Annotated in this window: 29 protein-coding genes; 11 read left to right on the forward strand and 18 right to left on the reverse strand. The window is 42.7% G+C overall.

Going from position 1 to position 26,523, the window contains the following annotated elements:
• Positions 1–240: 240 nt before the first annotated feature.
• The 7 genes from NPE20_RS24715 to NPE20_RS24745 all read right to left on the reverse strand — a co-directional run bounded on the left by NPE20_RS24715 (position 241) and on the right by NPE20_RS24745 (position 7,621).
• Complete coding sequence (locus NPE20_RS24715) at positions 241–1,224, reverse strand: glycoside hydrolase family 43 protein (RefSeq protein WP_256541387.1); 984 nt, start codon at positions 1,222–1,224, stop codon at positions 241–243.
• 5 nt (positions 1,225–1,229) lie between these two features.
• Positions 1,230–1,970: a YdcF family protein gene (locus NPE20_RS24720; RefSeq protein ID WP_256541388.1), complete on the reverse strand. Its 741-nt coding sequence runs from the start codon at positions 1,968–1,970 to the stop codon at positions 1,230–1,232.
• Between the two features lie 112 nt (positions 1,971–2,082).
• On the reverse strand, positions 2,083–3,189 hold the full coding sequence (locus tag NPE20_RS24725; RefSeq protein ID WP_256541389.1) for an acyltransferase family protein: 1,107 nt from the start codon (positions 3,187–3,189) through the stop codon (positions 2,083–2,085).
• A gap of 208 nt (positions 3,190–3,397) precedes the next feature.
• Positions 3,398–4,033 (reverse strand): gluconate 2-dehydrogenase subunit 3 family protein, encoded by a 636-nt coding sequence (locus NPE20_RS24730; protein ID WP_256541390.1) that lies wholly within the window; start codon positions 4,031–4,033, stop codon positions 3,398–3,400.
• Positions 4,034–4,039: 6 nt separating this feature from the next.
• Entirely contained in the window at positions 4,040–5,776 is a 1,737-nt protein-coding gene (locus NPE20_RS24735; protein WP_256541391.1) for a GMC family oxidoreductase, read from the reverse strand.
• Between the two features lie 45 nt (positions 5,777–5,821).
• Positions 5,822–6,484 (reverse strand): 3-keto-disaccharide hydrolase, encoded by a 663-nt coding sequence (locus NPE20_RS24740; RefSeq protein ID WP_256541392.1) that lies wholly within the window; start codon positions 6,482–6,484, stop codon positions 5,822–5,824.
• 144 nt (positions 6,485–6,628) lie between these two features.
• Positions 6,629–7,621, reverse strand: a complete 993-nt coding sequence (locus NPE20_RS24745; protein ID WP_256541393.1) for a hypothetical protein — start codon at positions 7,619–7,621, stop codon at positions 6,629–6,631.
• Between the two features lie 171 nt (positions 7,622–7,792).
• Here NPE20_RS24745 and NPE20_RS24750 point away from each other — a divergent pair, with 171 nt between their 5' ends.
• Both NPE20_RS24750 and NPE20_RS24755 read left to right on the forward strand, forming a co-directional pair.
• The gene (locus NPE20_RS24750) at positions 7,793–9,037 is read left to right on the forward strand and encodes a DEAD/DEAH box helicase (RefSeq protein WP_256541394.1); all 1,245 of its coding nucleotides are present in this window, start codon (positions 7,793–7,795) and stop codon (positions 9,035–9,037) included.
• Between the two features lie 82 nt (positions 9,038–9,119).
• A complete protein-coding gene (locus NPE20_RS24755; RefSeq protein WP_256541395.1) occupies positions 9,120–10,004 on the forward strand; it encodes a TIM barrel protein in 885 nt (294 codons plus the stop codon).
• 239 nt (positions 10,005–10,243) lie between these two features.
• Here the strand turns inward: NPE20_RS24755 and NPE20_RS24760 are convergent, their stop codons facing one another.
• Positions 10,244–10,819: a pentapeptide repeat-containing protein gene (locus NPE20_RS24760; protein WP_256541396.1), complete on the reverse strand. Its 576-nt coding sequence runs from the start codon at positions 10,817–10,819 to the stop codon at positions 10,244–10,246.
• Between the two features lie 227 nt (positions 10,820–11,046).
• Entirely contained in the window at positions 11,047–11,910 is an 864-nt protein-coding gene (locus NPE20_RS24765) for an alpha/beta fold hydrolase (RefSeq protein ID WP_256541397.1), read from the reverse strand.
• Positions 11,911–12,000: 90 nt separating this feature from the next.
• Between NPE20_RS24765 and NPE20_RS24770 the strand changes: the two genes are divergently transcribed.
• Together NPE20_RS24770 and NPE20_RS24775 are read left to right on the forward strand one after the other, a co-directional pair.
• A complete protein-coding gene (locus NPE20_RS24770) occupies positions 12,001–13,119 on the forward strand; it encodes an alpha/beta hydrolase (protein WP_256541398.1) in 1,119 nt (372 codons plus the stop codon).
• A gap of 93 nt (positions 13,120–13,212) precedes the next feature.
• Positions 13,213–15,039 carry a PAS domain S-box protein gene (locus tag NPE20_RS24775; protein WP_256541399.1) on the forward strand — a complete coding sequence of 609 codons (1,827 nt, stop codon included), beginning with the start codon at positions 13,213–13,215 and terminating at the stop codon, positions 15,037–15,039.
• Here NPE20_RS24775 and NPE20_RS24780 read toward each other — a convergent pair.
• Genes NPE20_RS24780 through NPE20_RS24790 form a run of 3 tightly spaced genes read right to left on the reverse strand, consistent with a single transcriptional unit; the run spans position 15,024 to position 17,293 of the window.
• Positions 15,024–15,800 carry a molybdopterin-dependent oxidoreductase gene (locus NPE20_RS24780; protein WP_256541400.1) on the reverse strand — a complete coding sequence of 259 codons (777 nt, stop codon included), beginning with the start codon at positions 15,798–15,800 and terminating at the stop codon, positions 15,024–15,026. The two genes, NPE20_RS24775 and NPE20_RS24780, sit on opposite strands and share 16 nt — an antisense overlap.
• The gene (locus NPE20_RS24785) at positions 15,790–16,482 is read right to left on the reverse strand and encodes a cytochrome b/b6 domain-containing protein (RefSeq protein ID WP_256541401.1); all 693 of its coding nucleotides are present in this window, start codon (positions 16,480–16,482) and stop codon (positions 15,790–15,792) included. The genes NPE20_RS24780 and NPE20_RS24785 overlap by 11 nt, the downstream gene beginning before the upstream one ends.
• Before the next feature lie 13 nt (positions 16,483–16,495).
• Positions 16,496–17,293 carry a DUF1223 domain-containing protein gene (locus NPE20_RS24790; protein WP_256541402.1) on the reverse strand — a complete coding sequence of 266 codons (798 nt, stop codon included), beginning with the start codon at positions 17,291–17,293 and terminating at the stop codon, positions 16,496–16,498.
• Between the two features lie 180 nt (positions 17,294–17,473).
• Here NPE20_RS24790 and NPE20_RS24795 point away from each other — a divergent pair, with 180 nt between their 5' ends.
• The 5 genes from NPE20_RS24795 to NPE20_RS24815 all read left to right on the forward strand — a co-directional run bounded on the left by NPE20_RS24795 (position 17,474) and on the right by NPE20_RS24815 (position 20,172).
• Positions 17,474–18,061, forward strand: coding sequence for a sigma-70 family RNA polymerase sigma factor (locus NPE20_RS24795; RefSeq protein WP_256541403.1), 588 nt, complete (start codon positions 17,474–17,476; stop codon positions 18,059–18,061).
• Between the two features lies 1 nt (position 18,062).
• The gene (locus NPE20_RS24800) at positions 18,063–18,338 is read left to right on the forward strand and encodes a hypothetical protein (protein WP_256541404.1); all 276 of its coding nucleotides are present in this window, start codon (positions 18,063–18,065) and stop codon (positions 18,336–18,338) included.
• A gap of 62 nt (positions 18,339–18,400) precedes the next feature.
• A complete protein-coding gene (locus NPE20_RS24805) occupies positions 18,401–18,664 on the forward strand; it encodes a hypothetical protein (protein ID WP_256541405.1) in 264 nt (87 codons plus the stop codon).
• A gap of 81 nt (positions 18,665–18,745) precedes the next feature.
• Positions 18,746–19,324 carry a peroxiredoxin-like family protein gene (locus tag NPE20_RS24810; RefSeq protein ID WP_256541406.1) on the forward strand — a complete coding sequence of 193 codons (579 nt, stop codon included), beginning with the start codon at positions 18,746–18,748 and terminating at the stop codon, positions 19,322–19,324.
• A gap of 80 nt (positions 19,325–19,404) precedes the next feature.
• Entirely contained in the window at positions 19,405–20,172 is a 768-nt protein-coding gene (locus NPE20_RS24815) for a DUF3592 domain-containing protein (protein ID WP_256541407.1), read from the forward strand.
• A gap of 7 nt (positions 20,173–20,179) precedes the next feature.
• Here NPE20_RS24815 and NPE20_RS24820 read toward each other — a convergent pair whose 3' ends face one another.
• Genes NPE20_RS24820 through modA form a run of 3 tightly spaced genes read right to left on the reverse strand, consistent with a single transcriptional unit; the run spans position 20,180 to position 22,233 of the window.
• A complete protein-coding gene (locus tag NPE20_RS24820) occupies positions 20,180–20,800 on the reverse strand; it encodes an ATP-binding cassette domain-containing protein (RefSeq protein ID WP_256541408.1) in 621 nt (206 codons plus the stop codon).
• Positions 20,797–21,468 carry a molybdate ABC transporter permease subunit gene (modB, locus tag NPE20_RS24825; RefSeq protein ID WP_256541409.1) on the reverse strand — a complete coding sequence of 224 codons (672 nt, stop codon included), beginning with the start codon at positions 21,466–21,468 and terminating at the stop codon, positions 20,797–20,799. Before modB ends, NPE20_RS24820 begins: the two co-directional genes overlap by 4 nt.
• A 3-nt stretch (positions 21,469–21,471) precedes the next feature.
• The gene (gene modA / locus NPE20_RS24830) at positions 21,472–22,233 is read right to left on the reverse strand and encodes a molybdate ABC transporter substrate-binding protein (protein WP_256541410.1); all 762 of its coding nucleotides are present in this window, start codon (positions 22,231–22,233) and stop codon (positions 21,472–21,474) included.
• Between the two features lie 130 nt (positions 22,234–22,363).
• Between modA and NPE20_RS24835 the strand changes: the two genes are divergently transcribed.
• A complete protein-coding gene (locus tag NPE20_RS24835) occupies positions 22,364–23,596 on the forward strand; it encodes a glycoside hydrolase family 5 protein (protein WP_256541411.1) in 1,233 nt (410 codons plus the stop codon).
• A 146-nt stretch (positions 23,597–23,742) separates the two neighbouring features.
• Here NPE20_RS24835 and NPE20_RS24840 read toward each other — a convergent pair whose 3' ends face one another.
• From NPE20_RS24840 to NPE20_RS24850, 3 genes are all read right to left on the reverse strand, one after another.
• The gene (locus tag NPE20_RS24840) at positions 23,743–24,648 is read right to left on the reverse strand and encodes a prohibitin family protein (protein ID WP_256541412.1); all 906 of its coding nucleotides are present in this window, start codon (positions 24,646–24,648) and stop codon (positions 23,743–23,745) included.
• Between the two features lie 75 nt (positions 24,649–24,723).
• Positions 24,724–24,912: a DUF6358 family protein gene (locus NPE20_RS24845; RefSeq protein ID WP_256541413.1), complete on the reverse strand. Its 189-nt coding sequence runs from the start codon at positions 24,910–24,912 to the stop codon at positions 24,724–24,726.
• A 1-nt stretch (position 24,913) separates the two neighbouring features.
• Positions 24,914–25,228: a rhodanese-like domain-containing protein gene (locus tag NPE20_RS24850; protein ID WP_256541414.1), complete on the reverse strand. Its 315-nt coding sequence runs from the start codon at positions 25,226–25,228 to the stop codon at positions 24,914–24,916.
• Positions 25,229–25,350: 122 nt separating this feature from the next.
• On the opposite strand from NPE20_RS24850, the gene NPE20_RS24855 reads away from it, so the two are divergent.
• Positions 25,351–26,469, forward strand: a complete 1,119-nt coding sequence (locus NPE20_RS24855; protein WP_256541415.1) for a DUF4407 domain-containing protein — start codon at positions 25,351–25,353, stop codon at positions 26,467–26,469.
• The last annotated feature ends 54 nt before the right edge of the window (positions 26,470–26,523 follow it).

Consider the following 26,523-nt stretch of genomic DNA (forward strand, 5'->3'; position numbering starts at 1 on the left):
CAGGGTCGTGCAACGGAGCGAAGAGAAATCTTTTACACTATGCATCCGGATATGCAAGTTCGCATGGTGTAAAAGATTTCTCCTCGTACCTCGTTCGAAATGACAGGGTGGGGAGTTATGGCGCAGGGCCTCTTTCAGAAGCTCCTGCGGTGAGATAAGCCGATGGTGTCAGTCTGAGCCTGTCAAAGACTTGTACGCCGGGTTAATGGTTCGACAGGCTCACCATGACAATATGGATTGCTACCTTATCCTATTCGCAGTCACCCCTTCATTGGTGATCTTAACCGGGTTTATCAAGCCATCCTTATCAAAGGTCATTTTCTCAATACAGGTTACCCGGTGGTTGCCGTCGGTCTCGGTAAGCGGGCGGCGGTGGTAAATAATATACCATTCGTCCTTACCCGGCACTTTTATTACCGAGTGGTGGCCTGCGCCTGTAGCCACTGCAGGGTCTTGCTTTAATACTATGCCAATCTTTTTAAACGGACCGTTTATATTATCGCCAATGGCATAAGCTACACGGTAATCGGGGCCTGTCCATCCGCCTTCGCTCCACATAAAGTAATATTTGCCCTTGCGGATAAACATAACGGGGCCTTCTACATAACCCTCGGGTGTCATTTCCTTAAAGACCTTGCCGTCTGCTGCAGGTTCAACGCCGGTAAAATCATTTTTTAGCTTCGCTATGTTGCAATGGCCCCATCCGCCGTAAATAATGTAGTACTGGCCATCGGTATCCTTAAACACGAACTGGTCAATAGGTTGCGCGCCGTTCACTATTTTATCAATAAGTGGTTTGCCTAAATAATCTTTAAAAGGGCCTTCGGGTTTATCGGCAACTGCCACACCAATGCCACCATATTCTTTATCGCTTTGTATATCGTTAGCGCCAAAAAAGAAATAGTACTTGCCCCCCTTTTCAACTATTGCCGGTGCCCACATGGCGCGTTTGGCCCATTTTACGTTTGATGAATCGAGCACGTTATTGTGTTTGGTCCAGTTCACCAGGTCGGGCGAGGAGAAGGCGTCAAAATGTACCTGCTTGTTATATTTATCAGAAAAGGTGGGGTAAACCCAGTATTGTTTGCCAAATATGGTTGCTTCCGGGTCGGCATACCAGCCTTCGGCTATCGGGTTGCCCGATGTTGTTTTCTTTGGGGTTTGTGCATAAGCGGCCTGTAGCATAAAGGCGGGCAGCATAATTAATAGCAATGTTTTTTTCATAAGTATTATTTTAGGCCGGTAACAATATAACCAATCATTTCTTTAATGTATAAATTCCATTTGCCAAAAGCTTCTTCACCTGGTACAAAGCTTGTTGGCATTATTACACCTTTTGGTGCGTAATCGCAGGGGTAGGCTACTACATCTAAACCGGCTTTTTCAAATATATGCCTGGCCCTGCGCATGTGGTAGGCCGAAGTAACCAATAAATAAGGCGGCTTCAAATTTGCCTTTTGCAATAATTTTTTCGCGTTAGCGGTGTTTTCTAGCGTATTGCGTGCCTTGCCATCCAGAAGGATAAGGCTATCGGCAATATTTAGTTTCCTCAGTTGTTCACCAACAAAAGTAGCTTCGCTAAAGCCATCGGGGTTAAGGTCTGCATTGCCACCGCTAAACAGAATATGTTTGGCTGTGCCATTGGCTATTAATGCTGTAGCGGTTTTAAAGCGGCCAACAGCGCCGTTAAAATATCCCTTCCCGTTTTTATCCTCAGATATAAAACCACCCAAAACTATTACCGTGCTGTATGTTTTTGCCGATGGCTGATAGGGAGCAACGTCCCACATATTGGCTATTGCATTGGCTGTAAACTGGTTGCCAAAAAACCAGAATATTATAAAAGCACTTACTAATCCCCGTTGTTTTATTTTATGATTTTTGGCGAAAATAACATAAGCCAGTAACGTAAACACCCAGGTGAGGGGCAAAATAAGCACATATAATATCTTAGAAAGTATAAAAAACATGTATCGTAAAATGTAGGCGCAAATTAATTCAAATTTTATAAATGATGCATGTAACCATTTTTTATTATGAGATACCTGGGATTAAGGTTTGATGTTTGAAAGGTCTGAGACCCTATGCAAGCTTTTTCCGCAACCATTTGCGAACCGGCTCATCATACCATTTCAACGCGGCATAGGCCAAAATGATACCGCCTATTAAAATAAGTAGCGCATAAGGCCAGGCCTGTGCAATGGTCCCGCCTTTATGGTTGCTGATCCAGGCAACGTAAAAATAAACCAGAGGGTAATGTACCAGGTAAAGCGGATAGGATATATCACCTAAAAATTTGCATACCCTGTTCTCTCTTTTAGTTTGCATCAGGCCGCTGGCGCCAAGGTATACGATAAGCGGGAAAACGATGATGATGCAAACAGATTCATAGATGCCGTTCATCCAAAGATGCTCAGCGCCGCCAATACGCGGCATATAAAGTACGATTGCTAATAAAAGACTGCACCATAAAAAGGCATTTTTAATTTGGGTTGGTTTTGCTATGCGGGAAAGTAACAGGCCGGCAAAGAAAGGATACATGGTACGGGTTAACCCAACGCGTACCTGCTCCACATTCAGTGTCCAGCCCCCGCTAACGTCGCCATTGGTGATTGCCAGGTGCGCGAGTGCGATAGCAGCGATGCCTACTAAGATACTTAATGCCGTTTTGGAGAATTTCCTGATCCCGACAGCATACAGTATGTTGGCAATGTATTCAAAGAACAATGACCATCCTACGCTATTCATGGGGTGCATTTCTTGCCAGCCACGTATATCAAGCGATAATGGTACGGGCAGGATAGTATAACCGATCAGCATCACCAGCAACATTTTCCAGATTGGGACGGTATGAATGAACGGCCATATGGTAGAATCCGTAAAATAGAAGCCGATAGCGCCGAGGGTCATCCCCAAAACCACCATTGGCTGAAGACGTTCGATACGGCGTTTGAAGAAACTGCCTACCGTCATTTTGTGCCAGCGGTCGTCATAAGCATAGCCGATGACAAAGCCCGATAGTATATAGAAAAAGTCGACAGCCAGATAGCCATGGTTGACCAGAATATCCAGGTGCCCGGTTCCTAATGGCTCGGTTAAATGAAATGTTACAACGATAATAGCTGCAACACCACGAAGGCCGTCTAATATGGGGTAGTGTGGTTTGGTGGCCAGCTCATTGTTGTTCATTAATAAAATTGGATATACAAACTATGAATTAAAACTGATGCAAATTATAAAAAATGCAATAGATGACTGGTAGTTTGGTGTGTATGGCTAATAGGTTCGCCAAAATTTTTGGCAAGATGGCAGAAGCTGATGGTGAAGAACTTTGTGCGTATTTGTCTAAATTGGGGCCATATAAAAAAGGCTGCTTAATTTAAGCAGCCTTTTTTATTTATATTTTAACGTTTTCCATACCGTACTGTTTCAAAACATCAGCCGGTACACCCATCCATTTGTTGGGAGCATTACCTGCATAGCCAATATCCTTAGTGCCCATTTCACTGCTCCAGAAACCCGAAGCTGTTAAATCGCGCATGCGGTTAAAAAAGGCAACGCCCTGTGCCATTTCGGCTTTAGCTTTGTATGGGTAAGCTATCTGATCTAACAGCTCGGTTTTTTGCGAATTGCTGCATTTGATAAAGGTATTGCCGTAACGGTTAAGGCATTGCATATCCAGCCATTTAAGGCCGCCACGCATAGGCAGTTTATGGCTCGGGATATCCTTCACAATAAACTCAATAAACTCGGGCACCTTGGCATCAGATGCACTGCCGGATTTATCATCCTTCGGGATAATAATATCAGCCAGTACGGTGATGGTAGCCATTTCATGGTCATCAAAATACTTTTCGGCTTTTAATTTATTTTCACGTTCTACTTCTTCGGGCATGCGGCCGGGTACGGCTACTGCTTTGTCAGGGGTGACTTCTGTGGCTGCTTTATCACCTGGTTTACAACCAACGCCTATTAATAAGCCGGTTGTTAAAGTTCCTAAACCTATTGCTTTAAGGGAGTCGCGTCTGTTCATGATGCGTTATACATTAAGTTTTTTACGTTCTTGTAATATATATTCGGCTGTGCGCATGCTTAGGGCCAAAATGGTCCAGGTAGCATTTTTATCGCCCTGCTGCACAAACGGCGCGGCATCAACCACAAAAAGGTTTTTACAATCGTGCGCCTGGCACCATTTGTTCAAAGCCGATTTTTTAGGGTCATCGCCCATGCGGATGGTACCTACCTCGTGGATGATCTTGCCCGGCGCCTCTAAACCATAATTGGTTTCGGGGCCTTGCATCTTGCCATAAATAGCGCCCATGTTATGCAATATCTCCTCAAAGGTTTCCTGCATGTGTTTGGCCTGGTTTATCTCGTCGTTTGTCCACTTGTAATGGAAACGCAATACCGGGATGCCGTATTTATCTACAACGCCATTAGGGTCTATCTCGCAATAATTATCGGCACGTGCTATGGCAGTACCACGGCCGGCCATGCCTACCTGGGTGCCATAAAAACGACGATAATCATCTTTAAGCGATGCGCCGTAGCCTCCGCCATCTTTCTTTTTACCATCGCGGCCCGGTACAGCGCCGTTCATATCTTGTATGCCGCCACCAAAACCGTATGATGGCATGTGCATGCCGCCACCGTATTCGATATGGTATCCGCGTGGGAAGTTCAGTTTTTTATTATCCAGCCACCATGGCGAGTAAATGTGCACACTGCCTACGCCATCTTCGTTATAACGCTTGCGGTCCATTAGTTGCGGAAGGAAACCACCCGCGCCAGATCCGGTAGAATCGTGCAGGTATTTACCAACTACGCCGCTGCTGTTGGCCAAACCACCCGGGTGGGCGGCAGACTTTGAGTTTAACAGGATCCGGGCAGATTCGCCTGCACTGGCACCAAGTATTACCGTTTTAGCGTTTACCTGGTACTCCTGCATATCATCTTTATTTACGTATGATACGCCGGTAGCCAATCCATTTTTATCAGTAATAACTTCGCGCACCATGGCGTTGGTTATCACTTTTAAGTTGCCGGTTTTCATGGCCGGGATAACCAAACATGATGATGCCGAGAAATCGCCGTATACTTTACATGCGCGGCCGCATTGCCCGCAGAAGAAACAAGCACCACGGTCTTTATTGTTTGGTAAAGCCTCGGTTAGTACCGAGCCACGGCCTGTAATTACCTTAACACCGGCCTTGGTTGCGCCTTGTTTAATAAAAAGCTCGTTTAACCTTGGTTTTGGCGGAGGTAAGAATATGCCATCGGGTTCGCTTTCAATATTTTCAACGGTACCGTAAATACCTATCATGCGGTCAACCTTATCATAGTAAGGTTTAACATCTTCGTAGGTTATAGGCCATGGGTCTGTAAGCCCGTCTTTTGGTTTAAAATCTTCCGGCCCCATACGCAGGGAAATGCGCCCCCAGTGATTGGTACGGCCGCCCAGCATACGCGCGCGGAACCATGCAAATTCTGTTTGGTCTTTAGTGGTGTAAGGCTCGCCTTCCAGCTGCCATCCGCCATACGCGGCATCAAAATCACCAAACGGACGGGTAGTACCCGCGCCGCGGCGTGCAGATTCCCAGGCCCATTTTAACTGGTGCGAATCTGTTTTGGGGTCAAAGAAAGCACCTGCTTCCAGCATTAAAACTTTAATGCCTGCATTAGCCAGTACGTAGCCGGCCATACCGCCGCCTGCACCAGAGCCTACAATTACTACATCATAAGCCGCAGTAGATTTTTTGATCTGTAAATCTTCCATTAATACACTATATGTCGAACTATAAATATTTTTTGAGGTGGTAAATTACAGCTGTTTTATTTCGATGTTTTTAAACGCTACCACCGCACCATGAGATTGCAGGGCTATGCGGCCTTTTGGATAAGCCGCAAAACTTTTCCAGGTTTTAAACTTGCTGTTGTTTAGCATTTCGGTCCACTGTGGGCTGCCTATTTGCACGTCGACAGTTTCTTTGCCATTAAGCCAAAAAGTTAAGTGGCCTTTATCCTTGCGGATCTTAGCCGTGTTCCATTGGCCGGCCGGTTTTGCTGCATCTGCAGGAGCAGGTTTTAAATCATATAATGAGCCTGCCAGGTGGCTTGGCTTTTTATTGTCTTCGGCTTTTTGGTTATCTAATACCTGCATTTCTATACCCGATAAATAGGTAGCACCCAAAGTTGGGTCTTCGTGCACTCCGAAAATGATACCGCTATTACCGCCTTCGGCAATTTTCCAGTCTATCGAAAGCTCATAGTTCTCATATTCGCCATCAGTTACAAGGTCTGCTGAGTTTGGTGCTTTAGGATCGAACTGTAAAGCGCCGTCAACTACGCTCCATGGGCCTGCGTCTTTTTGTAGATAAGCATGCCAGCCGGCAGTGGTTTTACCATCAAAAAGGCTTTTAGTTTGGGCAAATGATGAGTATTGTAATGCTGCAACAGCTAATGCACTTAAGATTAGTTTTTTCATTTTGGTTATCAGATTTAGCAGCGCGGTAAACGCATACTTATTTAATATTAGAAAGGCTAAATGTAGTATTTATTTTAATTGATGCTATAATAACGCAAAGTATCAATCAAAATTTTTACAGAATAGATTAAGAAACAAATACTTCTAATTTTTATGGAATAAGAATGTGAGCCCCGAAGCGATACCAAATTGCACATAGGCGTAGCTATCCTCAAAATAGATGTTGTAATCGTCCTGCCCGCGATACCCGCCGCCTACTATAAACGATACATTTTGCATAAAAGGGAATTGATAATAGTATTTAAGACTGGCGTTAAGGCGTTTTTTTAAGTTAGATGCCTTATAGCCACTGTATTTATCGGCAATGTAGGTGAAATCGAACTGGATACGCTGCCAGTTTTTATAGGATGATTTGGCAGGATCAATATCATCCGCGTACTTTTTGGCAATGTTGTAAATATAGCCGCCATTAACGCGTACAAAACCATAATTACCGGGAAGGCCAAGGGCGGCGTCTTTACCAAACAAGCCCCTGTGCAGCTCAATGCCTATTGTGCTGTAATGGTTATCAATGGTGTTGGTTTTATCTATCCGTTTACCAATGGTATAGTTAAGCGAGTAAAAATCGGTACTGAATTTTCCGCTATCGCGATTAAAGCTGCCATCGGGCCGCAGGGTTGGTCCGCGGATACCGTTAGAATGATGTGTATAGGATAATTGCAGAAATTGCGGTTTGTAAGTGTCGCGGTTTATCCTGTAATATAAATTACCGCTGGGCATGTAACTGGGTGATTTTACCGGTTCGCCGTACTCGGATAACAGCCTTACTTTTATCCTTGCGGATACATCAAAAAAGAAACGCGATTTAGGCGTATTTAATAATACAAAGTGCGCGTTTATATCGCCCACCAGCTTTGTTTTTACAGGCTGAAAAAGCTCCTGCCCAAAAAAGGAGGGCTTTAAGTTTTGTACATAAATGTCGTTAAAACCGCGATTGACGATGCGTGTGGCTATTTTGCCGGTATCAATATTATTGTTTACCGTGGCTGTATCAATAATAGCAGCACGGCTATAGCCCGATGTTAGAACAAGCAGGAATACGAGGGAGAACGATGTTTTAGTAAAAAGTTTAAACATATAAACTAACAGAAACCTTATTAATGATTTAGTTTGAAAATAGTTTTCTTAAATAGAAATTTAAGCGTGTTTGCTACGGCTTCAAAATTACAGGATACTTCATCATTATAAAGTAAACATGTTAAAAACCACAAAATTTCTTAACTTGCATGCTCATCTTTAATAACATAAGTGACTTTTCAGGATTTCAATTTTAACGAACAACTTTTAGAAGGCGTTTTAAGCATGGGGTACACTACTCCAACACCCATACAGGCAATGGCCATCCCGGCTATATTGAATGGAGACGACCTTATAGCCTGCGCACAAACAGGCACTGGCAAAACAGCATCATACTTGCTGCCGGTTCTAAATTATATATGCAATACGCATAAACATCATACTACTGCGCTGATACTGGCCCCAACACGCGAGCTTGCACAACAGATAGACCAACAGGTAGAAGGCCTGGCATATTTTACGGGCGTAAGTTCGCAGGCTGTTTTTGGCGGTGGCGATGGCATGGCCTATGAGCAGCAGCGCCGCGGTATTCAAAACAACGTAAACATCATTATAGCAACCCCGGGCAGGCTTATAGCCCACCTTACATCGGGTGTGTTAAAGTTTAATGATATTACCCATTTGGTATTAGACGAGGCCGACCGCATGCTCGATATGGGTTTCTCTGACGATATTATGCGCATCATCGGTTATCTGCCAAAAAAACGCCAGACGCTTTTATTCTCGGCTACCATGCCGCCAAGGATCCGTACGCTGGCTAAGGCGATACTAACCGATCCGCAGCAGATAAACATCGCTATATCGCAACCCGCCGCCGGTATCGATCAGCAAATCTACCGATTGCACGACGGACAAAAAACACCTTTATTAAAGATGCTTTTAAAAGATGGCGGTTATTTAAGCTCTATCATATTCGCATCCCGCAAGGAGATTGTAAAATCGCTTTATAAAGAATTAAAGTCGGCACATATTAGTGTGGCCGCTTTCCACTCCGATCTGCAACAGAACGAGCGCGAAGAGATCTTGCTGAAATTTAAAAACAAGCAGTTGCCGGTTATTATTGGTACTGATGCCTTATCGCGTGGTATTGATGTGGAGGGGATTGACCTGGTTGTGAACTATGATGTACCCGGCGATCCCGAGGATTATGTACACCGTATTGGCCGTACCGCACGTGCCGCAAGCAAAGGCACCGCCATCACGTTTGTTAACAACCGCGACCTGAAACGTTTAAAGAGCATAGAGGACCTTATAGAAAAACCTATCGCCATTAAAGAATTGCCAGAAGTGCTACAAAGCATTGAAGCGCCCCCCAGAGAGGACCGCCCGCATGGTTCTGCATCTGGCCAGCGCAGAGATGGTAAACGCAACCCTAAGCGGTTTGGTAAAAACAAACCATCGCGCCCGGCAAATTAAACCTTGTAATATTTATATGGTCTATTTGTTTTGTATAGTCAATGCGTTACATTTACACAAACCAAATTAAACTAACCAGATAATGACATCAAGACGTTCTTTCCTGAAAAGCACCGCGGTGCTATCGGCAGGCCTTTTAATGGCGCCCGAATTATTTGCAGCACATAAAAAAAGATACATAGGCGTACAACTTTATACCGTGCGCGATGCAATGGCGAAAGACCCGGTTGCTACCCTCGCCAAGGTATCAAAAGTTGGCTTTAACTCTGTTGAAGGCGCTACCTACACCGGTACGCAAAAATTTTACGGGATGGAACCTGCCGAGTTTAAAAAAGTACTGGGCGATAACGGCCTGATCATGCCAAGCGGTCACTTTATGCTGGGCGAAGGTATGCCTACCACCAAAGGTACTATTGCAAACGAATGGCAAAAAGCTGTTGACGATGCCGCCGCGGTTGGCCTTAAATATATGGTTTGCGCATACCTGTTAGACAGTGAGCGTGGCACACTTGACCACTATAAAGAAACAGCCGATAAACTTAACAAAGCCGGCGAAATTGCCAAAAAAGCAGGTATACAACTTTGCTACCATAACCACGATTTTGAATTTGCATCGCAAGATGGTAAATACCCGTACGATGTGCTGTTGAACAGTACCGAGGCCGATCTTGTAAAAATGGAAATGGACATTTACTGGATGTACAGGGCCAAACAAGACCCTATCGCGATGTTCCAAAAACACCCGGGCCGTTTCCCATTATGGCACGTAAAGGATATGGATAACACCCCAAAACAAATGTTTACCGAAGTTGGTAATGGCGTTATCCCGTTCAAAAAGATATTTGCCCATGCTAAAACCGCAGGGTTAAAATACTTTTTCAACGAGCAGGATATTTGCCCCGGCGATCCGTTTGTAAGCATTACCAAGAGCTATAATTATATAAAAGCAAACAGGTTTCACGTGTAGTTGAGACACAGATGAGATACAAGAAATAAGAGTCAAGAATCAAGATTTGAGAAAGCCCGGTTGTGTTAGCAATCGGGCTTTCTTTATTTGCCTCGCATCCACCACCATGTCATTTCGAATGAGCGACAGCGAGGAGAAATCTTGTTCATTATGCAAAGTCCGCCATGTTATTTCGAACAGGATTTCTCCTCGTACCTCGTTCGAAATGACAGGTGGTGGTAATAAGACAAGCAACGTCTCTACACCACCTTGATCCCATATTTAGTTAATAACCCTTCCAGCCCGGTCATGGAAAAAATGGCTTTCTTGAGTGTATTCAATTCCGGGTCAAGGATGTAGTTATAGGCTGTTGTGAAATTTACTGAAGTAAGATCGGTGCGGTTAAATACGGTTTCAAGCAGGTTGCATTCATCAAAAGCAGAACCCGTTAAATTGGTTTGGCTAAAGCTAACTTCTTTCAGGGATGATCCTTTAAATTTTGTTTTCACCATCTTTTTACCGGCGAAAGAAGCATAATCTAATATGCAGTTATCAAAACCAACGCCGAACAAAAAATCCTCGCATTTGCTAAAGTTTACGGCCAAAAGTTTGCAGCCTTTAAATAACACATCGTTCATGGTTGACGCCTCAAAATTAACCATGGACAGGTTGCATGCCTCAAAAGTACATTCCAAAAACTTGTTGCGGGTGAAGGTGCTGTTAGAAAAATCGCAGTTGCGAAAGGTGCAGCTTTGAAACTCCTTGTGGCGGGTAATGCTATCGGTAAATACTAATTTTTCGAAGGTTTTATCGTCGTAGGTGGGCTGGTCAAACATGGGTGTAAAGGTAGGGTTTTGGAGAAAAAGCGAACATGAAAAAAGACCCAAAAGTTTCCACCGTCATTGCGAGGTACGAAGCAATCTCTTTGAGCAAATCCTTCATGCAAGATGTATAATTGTCCAAAAGAGATTGCTTCGTACCTCGCAATGACGCGTTGGCGTTTGTCAGTCTGAGCTTGTCGAAGACTTAGCAAACTGTGCTTCGACAGGCTCAGCATGACAAGCTATAAAACCTCATTCACCTTCGTCACTACATCACCAATCAACTCAGTTGATTTGATGATCCGCTCATGCCCTGCGCCGTTATAGTTCTTTGTTTTTATGGATGGATGGGCCGACAGAAAATGTTCCAGGTATTTATGGGGTAGTACCATGTCCTGCTCGTCATAAGCCAGCCAATGGTTTAGCTGCGTGTTAAAGGTATACAGGTCATTCATGTCATAATAAGACGGAGATACGCCATACCGGGCGTTAAAATCCTGCATAAACCGCTCCTGTGCTTCCGGCGGAACGCCAACGGCTGTCATGCTTTTCACAAAGTTTTCTTTCAGCAAAATAAAAGGGGTAATGCTGATGAGCAGGGAAGGAACAATATGCAATTCGGTTAAAGCCACCACATTTGCCATGGCACCAAAAGAATGGCCGATAACGATATCCGGGGTTCCTGCTTCTGCTACAATTGCTTTGGCCGCATTTACAAACAATAGCAGGTTTGATAGCTCTCCGCCCGAACTGCCGCATGCCGGGGCATCAAAGGCAACGATCTGCAAGTCGGTATTTTCTTTAAGGGCGGTTATCATTTCAGCAAAATCCAGCGCTTTTGATCCCCAGCCATGGGTAATTAAAACTTTGCGCTGGCCATTGCCCCATTTAAAACCGTTAATATTTAAGGTTTGATGTGTAAAGTAAGGGTCGTTTACTGTAACGCTGAATTGCTCTGCTTCGTTCAGTAGCTGTTCCTGCTGTAAGCGTAGCGGCATCTTTGGCGGGTAGCATATCAGCTGCCAAAGCATACTGTTCAGGTCATCGGGTTTATCTTCGGCAATTAGTGTTTTAACGTCTTGTATAATTTGCTTTAATTTTTTCATGAGATGATGTGAGGCTAATCAAAGCTATAAATAAATTGATGGCAGGCTGGGCTAAAATATCTATGTTTATCAAAAATCGCTTAAGCACAAATGGGGACGATAAAGCTTTCACTATTGATATTACTGCTGCTTGTTTCCCTGTTAACCATATTTAAAGCGCCTGCCTACTATTTATGGCTGGCGGCTGTGGTGGTATCAGAATTTCCTTTAATATTTATTTGCCTTACAGGCGTATTGCTCATAACGGGCTTTTGGATCCAAAAGTACCAGCTGGCATCAGTTATTATCGGGGTATTAGCCATCGTTTTATTTGTATCGCCCATAATAAGAGCATATCTAATTTCAACTACCCTAAAGCAAAATTTTAAGGCGGCATTTGAGTCAAAAGATACTACACAAGACAAACCCTTTAGCTTTCTGAAGCTGTTTACAAGTTCAAATAAAACTAATGTTAGCTACCAAAGCCTTACTTACAGTGATGATTTAACACTTGATCTTTACCCTGCCCAACTAACCGGGAAAAGACCTTGTGTAATTGTTGTTCATGGCGGCTCGTGGAGCAGCGGGGACAGCAAGCAATTGCCCGAACTAAACAGCTATTTGGCTGCTAAGGGATATAATGTTGCCTCGATAAATTACCGGCTTGCACCAAAATACCAGGCGCCTTTAGCTTTGGAGGATGTAAAGCAGGCCTTCGCTTATCTGCGAAGGAACGCGGAGAAACTAAATATCGACACTAATAATTTTGTATTGCTTGGCCGCTCGGCAGGGGCGCAGATAGCTTTATTGGCTGCCTATACCCAGCATCAGCAAGGCTTAAAAGGAGTGATAGATTTTTATGGTCCTGCCGATATGGTTTGGGGGTACTCGGCACCGGCAAGTAAGCTGGTAATGAATTCGCGTGCGGTGATGGAACGTTATCTGGGCGGCACCTATAAAGCTGTTCCGGATAAGTACGCGGCAAGTTCGCCTATCGAGTTTGTGAATAAACAAACCCCACCTACCTTAATTATTCATGGCGATAATGATGTGCTGGTATCACCTATACATAGCCGTAAGCTGGATGAAAAGTTGCAGCAAAACGGCGTCAAACATTTCTACCTTGATCTGCCCTGGGCAACACACGGGTTTGATTATAACATTAATGGCCCAGGTGGACAGTTATCTACTTGTGTGGTTGAGCGGTTCATTGATCTGATTTGTCAGTAGGTAAAATTAATTTATTGTTTATTTTTTTCTTATTATTTAAACTTTAAATGCTGCCATTCGTTAAATTTACAGTTGCATGATACTTCCTGGCCAATGAACGAATTTAATATACTTTTTTACTCTTCGCCCAACCCAATGTGGGTTTTTGATACCTGCACACTACAAATTCTGGAAGTTAATGATGCTTCGATAGCCGCATATGGTTACACTAAGAAAGACTTTTTAAGCAAAACTATTAAAGATCTTCGCCCCCCTGAAGATGTGCATTTAGTGGAAGAAATGCTTTCCCAAATAAGAGCGGATCAAACACATTTTCGCGAATTCAGACATAGGGATAGTAAAGGAAGGGTATTTTATGTAGAAATTATGTCGTATCCTATCATATTTGACGGGAAAGATGCCCGGCTTGTTACTACCCAAAATATTGAGGAGAAAAAGGCGATGGTAGGGCAGTTGGAATTAACAAAGGCTAAATTGAACCGAATGCTGGAAACCACAAGTATTGGCTTTTTCCAGGTAGACCATAATCATACAATAACCTATTGGAACCATGCTGCCGAAAAAATGATAGGATATAACCGGGAATATCTATTAGGCAAAAACATGTGGAATGTGTTTCCAGAAGCTATTGATACAGATTTTTATGAACAATACCAGCAAGCTATAAGGGAACAGCGTAATGCAGAATTCACCTCCTACTTTTGGCCGGTGCAAAAATGGCTTTCAGTTACCATCTATTATGTAGAAGAAGGCCTGGTGATTCATTTTAGAGATATTACAGAAAGTAAAAGGTATGAAGAAAAGCTGCTGGAGAAAATTGAACAACTAAAAGAGATCTCTTATCTTAATTCTCACTATATCCGCAAACCTGTGGCCAGTCTGCTCGGCTTAACAGGGCTTATAAGCAATAGCCTAATTAGTGCGGATGAGTATAAGGTTGTTGCCAAACAAATACAGGAGTGTAGTCTGGAACTTGATAGTGTTGTACATAAAGTAAATAGCAGGGTAAATGATGAATCGGGATATATTGCTTACGAGGAGATAAAAAACTTTTCGTTGAATAATTTAGTGGAGTATGTAATTGCAGAAATTGAAAAGCAGGAAAAATCGCATGCTATTATTCTGAAATATAAAGAGGAGATCACTTGTTATGGAGACGAGTACAGCATTGCATCAGCACTAAAACAGCTAATAGATAATGCCATCAAGTTTTCGCCCAATGCTGATAAAATTGAAGTGTGCCTTGAGGTAGTAAGGCATAATGCTATCGTTTCTGTGCAAGATTTTGGGGTGGGCATAGACACCCAAACCCTCAATCGTATATTTTTAGGCTTTAATAAAAAAAGCGTTGCAAAGGAGATGGGCACAGGCTTAGGCAAGGTATCAGATGCTGCCTTAAAGCATAATGGTAATGTTTGGGTTGAAAGTAAACCAGGTAAGGGGGCTGTGTTTAGTATACGCCTGCCCATGTCAAACATTGGGGTTTACAAACAGGTTGGGGTTACTAATTTTTCTGACTACCAGGGGCCCGGCATTAACGTTAAGTATAATAATACCTTACGCAGCGTTGTTGCAGAATGGGATGGCTTTCAGAGCTTACACTCTATAAAAACCGGTTGCTTAAAATTATTAAATGTAGTTACAGAGCAAAGCGCAAAGTATATTTTTAATGATAATACAGATGTAATAGGTACCTGGAACGAGGCGATAGATTGGGTAGCAGCAGAGTTTTTTCCGATGCTGCAAAATGCAGGCGTTACGCACATAGCATGGGTTTATTCTTCGAGTACATTTGCCAGGCTTTCTGCCGATATGACCATTGCAAATATTAATACTAATATAGTGGTTAAAACCTTTGACGATGCCGCTAAAGCGAGGCGATGGTTAAAGCAGATCAACAAAAGCTATAATCCCGAATAATAATCATACCCCTGCTCGGCCCAGTAATCGGGCGGGCGTTGGTTGTTAAAAGTGATACTACCAATCCGCTTCAAATTTTTAATGCCGTACTTAACGGGGATAATAAGGCGTAGGGGCTCGCCGTGTTTGGGCATCAGCGGTTTGGCATTCATTTCATAGGCCAGAATGGTTTGCGGGTGCATGGCACTTGGCATATCCAGGCCAACATAATATTTTTTATCGGGCGTAGCCATACCCACATAAGCCAGCTGGGTTTGGTCGCCCAGTTTAAAGTGTTCAATAAAATCAGCAAATTTTACACCACCCCAGTACGAGATCTGGTCCCAACCCTCTACACATTTAAAATCAAAAACGATCTCGGTTTTGGGCAATGCTTTTATTTCATCCAGGCTAATATTCAATACCTCGCCCGATTGCTTTTTTATTTCCAGTTTCCAGTTCGCCATATCCGGAGTGCCGCCCGAACCTATGTCACTGTTATGGCGCACCACCTTGGCTGCCATTTCTTTGGGGTAGGTTTTGACCAGGTTGTTATTGCTGAGAAAGTTACGGAAGAAGAGCTCGGTTTTGTTAAGCGCCCGGCGTAATGGTGCCTTTGCCCCGGCGGTAGCGGTGCGTATTTCTTTGGGCGAATTTTTAAGCCAGCTCCACCCGCCATAGGCCGCGCCCGATAGCACAACGAATGTACCGAGCGAAATAAATGTACGCCGGTTTATTTTCTGCTCAATAGTGAGCGGCTTTTTTGGCTGCTTACTTTTCATCACTTACTGGTTTAATAACTTGTTTAGGCTGATCGTTCACTACCTCGAAGCCGGTAACAACCGATTGAAAATTCCTCCACCCCGCCAGCACCACTTGCACTACGTGGATGATAAAGAACAGCACATAGCCAATGGTTAATACAAAATGCTCTATTCTTGCCGCATGGTAACCGCCGCAAAGCCAGGTAAGCGTATTAAACTGTACCGGTTTATAAATGGCCAGTCCGGTTATGACTGAACCAAACCCCATTATTATAATGGCTGTATAGGCTATTCGCTGCGCGGCATTGTATTTCTTTTGAGGCGGCGCCATTTTGCGGATGTGCAGGTCATGCAATAGTACCTGCCATGCCTCTTTAAATGAATTGCGTTTGGGTACAAGCTGGCGCCACTCGCCCGAGAAAATTGTGTACAACACATAAACCACACCGTTGATGGTAAAGAACCACATAAACAAAAAGTGGAAAGCCATGCCTTCGGCCAAACGTTTGGGGATATTAAAAGTATCGTAAAACCAGTTAGGGAAAAACTTAAACCAGGTATGCCCAAACAAGGTGATAGAATAAGTATCGCTGGCCCAATAAATAAGCATCCCGCTCCATATCATAATAGTGAGTATGGGGAAATTCACCCAATGGCACCACCGCATGGCTAAAGAATGTTTCTCTTTTATCGTTTTCATTTACCTATTAAAATTAATTATTTGCCGTAACCGTTTGCGGGAAAGCAGCGCGTGTTGCTGCGCTAATGTCGCCGGTTTGCGTGTTTTGTACAAAGCCTATCACTTCCCAGCCCTGTGCCGAAAAATTATGTGGCAGGGCGATACTTGCTTCGCCGGTTTTATTGTTCCCTAACGGGATGTTTTGCAATTTATTTACGATTTGGATATGCGATAAGGTACGGCCACTGTTCTCGCCGCTTTTAATTACCGATGTGGTATTTTTTTGCACAAGTGCCAATACTAATACAGTGTTATCTGCTGCGCCATCTGTGTTATACTTTAATGTGGCTTTATCTTTTGTGGCGGTTAATACCGTCAGGCTAATTTGTGTTTTTGATGCTTTAGTCAAATTGGTGCGAATGGCATTGCGTAACGTGCCCTGTGCCGATCCTACAAACTCGGTTTGGCCATTAACAATGGCTTGCGGTGTATAAACACCACCTAACTTTAACCATTTGGCATAAGTGCTTTGGCGCTTGCTAAAGTCGGCGCTGCTAAAAATATCTTTCCAACCAAGGCGGTTCCAGTAATCTACGTGGTAGGCCAGTATATAAACAGGTTTCCCAATATTCTCTTTTTGCACACGGGCAAGCAACTCATCGGCCGGGGGGCAGCTGGAACAACCTTCGGATGTAAATAACTCTACTACTGCAAAGCCTTGTCCGCTAGTGACGATTGCTGGTTTAACCCTGCTTTTATTTATAAATGCCGCCGATACCAGTGCCATAATGGCAAGGCATAGTATAACCGCATATGCTTTTATATCTTTCATGCTGGTGCTTCTTTTTGGTTTAGTCGGATGTCGCCTAAAATCCTTACAAGAAATAATTATATTTAAAAACAGGGGTTTAGTTAAATATACGTAAATGCATACTATGAGGATGATGCTATCAATAAAAAAATAAAAAGCCTGTAAGGATTTAAATATTTGAACGACTAACACGCGTTTACTATGGATAATAAAGAAATAATTGCCGAACGAACGCCGCTTAAACCACACGAGTGGGTTAATACCCATGCCGATTATTTATACGCCTACACTATTACGCGGGTAAATAACGAGGACCAGGCCCGCGATTTGGTGCAGGAAACTTTTTTGGCCGCACTGGAAGGGATGCACAAGTTTGAAGGGAAAAGCTCGGAGCGTACATGGCTTACAGCGATATTACGGAACAAGATAATTGATACTTATCGTAAAAAAACAAAGGGCCTTAAAACCCTGAGTATAAATGATACCGAAGCCGGGGAAACCGAGTTTTTTTGGACTAAAGAAGGGCACTGGCACCAGGAACACTGGCCAACACATTTTGGTATTGATAGCATAGACCCATTGGTGAATAAGGAATTTAACCACATACTGCAACAGTGCATGCAAAAGCTGCCTGCACTTTGGTTATCGGTATTTACCATGAAACATATGGATGATGAAACAACCGATACGGTTTGCGCCGAACTAAAAATAAGCGCATCCAATTTTTGGGTGATCATTCACCGTGCTAAGTTAAACCTGAGGGCTTGTCTTCAAAAAAACTGGGTGTAATATGAATAAGCTTACAAAAATACTTTACAACTGCCGTAAAGCTACTTTCATGATAGAAAAGCGAATGGTAAAACCCCTTAGCTTTCAGGAGAATATTGAACTGCGCCTGCACTTGGTTACCTGTGGCGTGTGCCGGTTGTACATCAAACAAAGCCGCAAAATTGATTTAATGGTAGAACAAATACTTAAAGGCACCCCGCCCGCAAACATCCGCCTTGATGATGATTTTAAAGAAGAGTTAAAAGTGCGGATAGATAACGAACTGAATAAAAGTTAACCCCATTTGTAAGGTTTATTAATTACTTGCGACGAAGCCGGCAAATAATAAAAACTTAACAAATGAAAACGTACAACAGATCAATTTTAAAAGGCGCTGTATTAGCCGGCGCTATCGCATTGTTTTTTAGCCTTAACCTAAGCGCGGGTACCATCAGCCATTCTTCACCATCGCTCACCGCCGTTAGCGATACCGGCAAAATGCAAAAGGTGGATAAAATGAAAAAGAAAGATATGAAGATGAAAAAAAAGAAGATGGATAAGATGGAGAAATCAAAAATGGAACCATCAAAAATGGACGCAGATAAAATGGGTAGCAAAATGTAATTACGCCCACGGGTAAATTTTTGTGTAACAAGCGGGGGAGTGAGTGCCCCCGCTTTATTTAATAAATTGATTTTAAACAAAATGAAGAAATATATTTTAGCAGCCATAGCGCTCGTGTTTTCGATACATGTTATGGCACAAACGGGTTTAAAAATAGGCGATACCGCACCCCTGTTTGCAGCAAAGGATAATTTGGGTAAAACGGTTGATCTGAAAGCCCTGTTAAAATCTAATAAGGCGGTAGTGTTGTTTTTTTACCGTGGCCAGTGGTGTCCATACTGTAATAAACAAATGCAGCACATTCAGGATTCTTTACAGTTATTAACCGGCAAAGGCGCCTATGTGATTGGCATAACACCAGAGACCGCTGAGAATATTGGCAAAACGGTTGCAAAAACAAAGGCCACATATTCTATAATACAAGATAAAGGCTACAGCATTATGAAAAGCTACGGCGTAAACTACGTAATGGAAGAAGCCATCGTTAATAAATACAAAGGCTACGGGTTAGATATGACCAAAGCGAATGGTAATACAGACAACGTGCTGCCTGTCCCGGCTACTTATATAATTAATAGTGCCGGCAAAATAGCGTTTGCCCATTTTGATAAAGATTATAGCAAGCGCGCATCTGTAAAAGATATTTTGGCGGTGCTTTAATAAGGTGGTACTTATTTATTAATTTGCTCAAGATTGCTTAAGCGATTTTGAGCTTTTTATTTAAATACTAAACCATTAATATGAATAAAAGACAAGTTGGCATTTCAACTTTAATCCGTTTGATCAAATATCGCAACCCCTTTGCCTCTATGGGACTGGCATTTACATTAGTGCCACTTTTTGTTTTAATACCTATGATTGCCCTTATGGTGTCTTCTGACACACAGCCATATGAAAAATACGACCATAAAAAGATAGAAGCGCAGGGTGTTGAGATGCCCGCTAAAATTACTTATGCAAAAGTTATGTATAATGTTTCCATAAACGGGGAGCATCCGGTTGTGATCAGCTACAATTATCAAAATAATGGTCAAATGCGTAATGATAAGTTTGCAACAATGGATCTGGAAAAGATCGCTAACTTAAATGTTGGCGACGAGATCAAAATAAAAGTGCTTGGCGATCAATCTAAAATGGCGGGTGTAGAACCATTTAGTTTTCCGTTTGACATGTTTTATATTATACCCGGCATTTTTTTATTAATAGGGATCCCGTTTTTTATAATTGGTGTGTTACCCGTAATAAGAATGTACAAATTATACAAAAATGGTGATGTACGCGAAGCTTCCGTAGTGTCTGTTGAGCCGGCAAAGCGAGGGGTTGATGTACACTATTACTTTACCGGCTTGCACCAGGATAAGGTATTCGGAAAGTCAAGAGCTGATTATACTTATCTGTCACAAAAACAGCCAAACGACAAGGTTAAAATATTTGTATCAGCGCGAAATGAAAATAATTCATGCCTGGTTCCTAAATTGGAGGCGCTCAAATACAATTGGGCGGTATGAGAGAACTTTAACTTCCTATCTCCAGTTCATCCCCACTTATTCCATCCAACTCCTGCGGGTTATGGCTTACAATTAGCGTGGTTGCGCCAAGTTCTGCAAACAGCCCTTGCAAATCTTTTATCAATGCCGACTTCATTTTAAGATCTAACGCCGAAAAGGGCTCGTCCATCAGTAGTAATTTTGGCTTGATGGCCAGTGCCCGCAGTATAGCCAGTCGCTGTTGTTGCCCGCCGGATAGATGGTTTGGTTTGTGATCGGTAAAGTCGCTAAGGCCGCCGATTGTTAACAGGCGGTTTATCCATTGGGTATCATTGGTAGCATATTCCAGGTGCTGTTTCACGGTCATGTTTGGGAACAGTGCATAATCCTGAAAAACAAAACCAATATGCCGTTGCTGCGGACTTAAGTTTATCTGTTGAGAAGCATCAAACCAGGCAGTGTTATTTGTTTTGATAATGCCGGTATCTGGTGTTATCAATCCTGCTACCATTTTAAGGAACGTGGTTTTACCCGCGCCGGATGGGCCGGTGATACGGGTAATGCTGCCGACAATAAATTTCTTTTTTATCTGCAATACCTGTAAGCCATTATAAGCTTTTAGCCCTTTTTTAATATCGACTATTATCATTCTAACGGACTTTTAACCTGGTATTTATTGTAAATGAACACGCTTAACACCATTACAAAAGTGATGGCGAACAGTATAAGCGAATAGTTATTTGCGGCGGTATAATTCATCTGCTCAACCGAATCATATACCGCTATGGATGCCACACGCGTAACCCCGGGGATATTCCCGCCTATCATCAGCACAACGCCAAATTCGCCCAACGTATGTGCGAAGGTGAGCACTGCCGCGGTGAGTAAAGATGGCTTGATATTGGGCAATAACACATGCCTGAACGTTTCCCACTGCGTTTTACCCAAAGTATATGATGCTTGCGATAGCGATACCGGCAATTGCTGAAAGGCCGACTTTACCGGGCTTATCATAAATGGCATGCTGTAAATAACTGATGCCAGTACCAATCCCTGGAAAGAAAATACAAACTGTACATTAAACGTTTGTTGCAGCCAATGCCCCAAACCATGCTGCGGACTAAAAGCCAGCAGCAAATAAAAACCCAATACAGATGGCGGCAGCACCAAAGGCATGGTAATTATGGCCTCGATAATTGTTTTTACTAACGATCGCTTTTTGGATAACCACCAGGCCAAAGGCAAGCCAATAAGCAGCAATATCAATGTGGTGATAGCCGCTAATTTTAAGGTAAGCCAAATAGGTGACAGATCCATTGTTTATAAGGTGTTGTAGCCGTAAGCTTTAAAGATCCTTTTAGCCGGGGCGCTTAATATGTATTGGTAAAATTTTTCGGCAGCGGAATTTTGTTTGGCATGTTTTAGTAGAACCATAGCCTGTTCTATAGGTGCATAGCTTTTATTATCTACCAGTTTGTAGAACAGTTTTTGTTTGTTAGCGCCATCTTTTATTAATGACAATGTAGTAAAGCCAACCTGCACAACGCCGGTGGTTATATAAGTATTTACCTGGGTAATGCTTTCGCCAAAAACTATTTTGCCCTTTATTTTATCGTATATGCCGGCTTTGGTGAGCGCCTGTTGCGCAGCCTTGCCGTAGGGTGCAGTAGCGGGGTTGCCAATAGCTATTTTTTTAACGGCATCTGTTAATACAAGCTTATTCCAATTAGTAAAATCGAGGGTTTGTGTACTGCAGATGATAAGTAAGCCATGTGCATAAACAACTGAGTTTTTTACGGTGAAACCATCTTTCTGCAATGATTCAGGGAAATCCCTATCGGCCGAAAGGAAAACATCATAAGGCGCACCATGGCGGATCTGGGTAGCCAAATTACCCGACGAGCCGGATATGATATCGATATCTATCTTGGTACGCACTTTAAAGTCGCGCTGCAGATCTTTCATAACAGGTTGCAGATTGGCGGCTATGGCTATCTTAATGCTTTGTGCATTTACAGCCCCAGCAAAAAAACTCAATGCGATAAAAAACAGCGAAAACGTTTTAGTGAATAGTTTTATCATCCTTGTTCTGTTGTTTCACAAAATACGTAATATTGGCATATGGGTACAAATGTTAAATGATAACAGAATCGTTTACATTTGTTAAAGCGCTTGGCCAATTAGCGCAAACCAACCACATCTTAAAAAGCAAATGAAAAAACTCATTACAAGCGTGCTGCTTTCGGTTGCAGTTATGTTTAGCGTATGCGCACAAGTGCCAAAATTTATCACTGTTAAAGGTAAAGAAATTATCGGTGTAGATAATAAACCTTTCCTGATGCGGGGAACCAATTTGGGTAACTGGCTGGTACCCGAAGGTTATATGTTCAAGTTTAAAAGCGTTAATTCGCAGCGTTTAATAAACGAGGCATTAACCGAACTGGTTGGCCCCGAAGAGATGAAATTGTTTTGGCGCAAGTTTCAGGATACCTACGTTACCGAGGTGGATATCCAGTTCCTGAAAGCATCTGGCATGAACTCCATCCGTATCCCTTTCAATTATAAATTGTTTACCTATGAAGATTATATGGGCCAGAACAACCCCAACCGCGGTTTCGAACTATTGGATAGGGTGATAGGCTGGTGTAAAAAGGCCAATTTATATGTGATGCTGGATATGCACTGCGCCCCCGGAGGCCAAACCGGCGATAATATTGACGATGGCAATGGTTATCCTTTCCTGTTTACCAGCGCGGCAAGTCGTAAGCAAACAGCTGATATCTGGCGCAAAATTGCCAATCACTATAAAAATGAAACCATTATAATAGGGTATGACCTGCTGAATGAGCCTATTGCCCACTATTTTAAGGTAGATGAGTTGAACCCGCATTTAGAGCCAACCTTTAAACAGATAACTGCCGCGGTGCGCTCGGTTGATAAAAACCACATAGTATTTATTGGCGGCGCACAATGGGATAGCAACTTTAAACCATTCGGGAAGCCGTTTGATAGCAAAAGCGTTTATACTTTCCATAAATACTGGACAGAGCCGATACAAAAGGTGATACAGGATTATGTGGATTTTCGCGACAAATACAATGTGCCTATTTATGTTGGCGAAACAGGCGAGAATACCGATGAATGGGTAAGAGATTTCCGCATACTGTGCGAAAAGAATCGCATAGGCTGGCATTACTGGCCATACAAAAAGCTCGACAATTTAAAAGGCATCACCAGCTTCAATATACCCGATGGTTACGACGAAATAATTGCCTACACGGAAAAGCCCCGTGCAAGTTTCGAGGAGATTCGCAAAGCGGCTCCTGCCGACAGGGAAAAGATGAAGAAAGCTTTATATGGGTTTTTAGAGAACAGCAAGTTTGCTAATTGCATCCCTAATAAAGGATATATTGAGGCATTGGGATTGAAGGTGCCGGTGAAATAACTATTTATTCAGCCTGTCATTTCGAACGAGGTACGAGGAGAAATCTTGTTCGAATAACAGGAGACGACATTGCATAATGAACAAGATTTCTCCTTACTATCGCTCGTTCGAAATGACATGGGTTGAGATTAGAGGGCTTGTATTGCCTACTTATCGCTCAGCAATATCGGGTTGCCTTTACCATTTCCAATAATAATAACCTTGGTATTTGGCGATAGGGCAATCTCTTTTTGGGCTTTAATGGTTTCGTACTGTAGCTGTTTGTCAGATAACCCGGTCGAAAGGATCTTTTGGTAATCGGCAATACCTTGTGCTTCTACACGCTTACGGTCGGCTTCCTGGCGCTCTTTCTGCAGTACAAAGGTCATTTTCTGGGCCTCCTGCTCGGCATTTATTTTTGATTCGATACTTGCCTTAACAGATGGCGGTAAAGAGATATTGCGGATTAATATCTGCTGAAGATCAAGCCCTCGTTTTTCAAAACTTAGCGAGATGGTGGTGTTTATTTTATTCTGAAACTCCTGTCTTTTTATGGAATACAGATCTACCGCGGCGTAATTTACAGCGTTATCACGTATGGCAGTGCGGGCAACAGTACGTACAATTTTATCAACGTAATCCATGCCAATGTTTTGCATAATAAAGGGAGCCTTTGCCGCATTTACTTTATACAAAACGGATAGGTCAATGGTTACCTCCAGCCCGTCAGACGATAACACCCTGATAGCATCATCGCCCTGCACCGCGCCCTCGCTGTGCACAGCGCTCATGGTATAGTTTTGCGTTTGAATATCAAAGGTAGTTACATCAACCAGGGGATTAATGATATGCAGGCCGCTTTCCAGCACATCATTCTGTACTTTACCAAACAGTATCTGCACACCAACCTTACCCGGGTCTATTACTTTAAATACAGAAAAAACTAAGCCGATAGCTGCTACAGCAATACCAACAATGCTTATCAGACCGCCAAAGCGGCCAACCGGCTCTGGCGAACGTTTTACCATTATGCCTGCAACAAGCACAACAATACCAACAATAATTAAAAACATTGTATGTTTTGGTTTAGGGTTTCTTTGTTTTGGATATTTTAGAATATAGACACCGCGATCTGTCGATCGTTACAATTACTTATTGTTTTGCATACTCCTGATCTCTTTTATCAGGCGAACTTTCAGGGTAATAATGATACCCGCAATAAATGCACAAGCCAACACATACTCGTACCGGCCATGCTCAACGGCCGACCATATTACAACAATACATATAAATATAATAATGTTGTAAAACACATTAAGTGCTACCTTTTTGCCCATATTAGTATACGTTAAGTTCGGGGTCTATTTCGGCTTTCCAGGCTAATATACCCCCTTGCAGGTTGCTTAGATTTGTATAGCCTTGCGCTTCTAACTGCATAATAGCGGCTGCGCTGCGTTTACCGCTGCGGCACATTACTACAACAGGCTTATCTTTAGCTACTTTATCAGCTTCAATTAAAATGCCGCCAAGCGGTATCAATAATCCGCCTATGTTTGATGTTTCGTATTCAAAATCCTCGCGAACGTCTATTAATTGAAAATCTTCGCCGTTATCTAACTTCTCTTTAAGTTCCTGTACGCTTATTTCTTTCATCTTGTATGTAATTATTAGTCAAAGGTATGTTTTTCTATATCAAATATTTGAGCATATTTTGTAACAAACAGTATCTAAGTGCGTTTTATATAACATAAGAATAAATTATACAAAATAACTTCATGAAGAAAGTAACCAGATTTTTTTGGTTCTGTTCCGGCGCGCACGTGGACACGCTAAAAAAATACCCTATAGAACATAACAAATATGTGGGCATTGGTGCCACCATATTTTTCACCGCATTATTTGCATCGCTATCCGGCGGATACGCGATGTATTTTGTATTTAGCGGTAACGCGTTTGCAGTTGGTTTTGCCATTTTGTTTGGCCTTATCTGGGGCACGGCTATCTTTAATATGGATAGATATATCGTATCCAGTATTAACAAAGAAGGCAGCATGAACCAGCAAATTTTACAGGCAACCCCGCGTATTTTATTGGCCATTATGATAGGGATTGTTATATCCCGCCCGCTGGAGCTGAAGATCTTTGATAAAGAGATCCGCAGTAAATTAAAAACGGCTTACCTAAAAGGCCAGCATACCAAGATAGATAGCCTGCAAAAAACCTATCAGCAAAAATACGCGCAGGAACTGGGCAAGAACAACGATCTGAAGAAGGAAAAGGATTCGCTTGAACGCGATATAAACCGCTCTCGTTATCAACTGAACCAGGAAGTTTTTGGGGATAAAACCAACCAAACATCGGGCATTATAGGTTATGGCACCTATGCCAAACAAAAGGCCGATGTGCTGAAGGAAAAAGAGGACAGATTAAAAACAGTTACCGATAATTTGGGGCAGATGGATAGCTACCTTGGCCAGCGTAAAGATTATGAAGGAGTAAACTCTACCCGCCTTTTTAACGAAAAACAACTGGACAGCCTCTCCAACGTGGCGGGTTTTGCAGATCGTAACTGGGCGCTGGGCCAATTATCCTACAACGTAGACGGCACGCGCGATCTGGATACTTATATGGCTATTTCATTCATAGGCTATCTGTTCATCCTTTTTGAATGCCTGCCGGTTTTTGTAAAACTGATGTCGCCCCGAGGGCCATATGATACCGCGCTTGCAAAAATGACAGAAGCTAATAATTATTATGCCGATAAAGATAAAGACCGCGATATAGCTGTTACAGATAATACTTATGACCATAGTCTGAGTACAGATATCGAACGGCGAAAGCAGATCATAACTGCACAATCAGAGTATGATCTGGGTAGGCAAACCTATGATTAGCAGATCCTCCTTTCGCGTATTTTGTAATAAAATTGATAGATGGTAATTATTGAT

Origin of the sequence: Mucilaginibacter aquariorum (assembly GCF_024498135.1) — a bacterium.
Taxonomy (GTDB): Bacteria; Bacteroidota; Bacteroidia; order Sphingobacteriales; family Sphingobacteriaceae; genus Mucilaginibacter; species Mucilaginibacter aquariorum.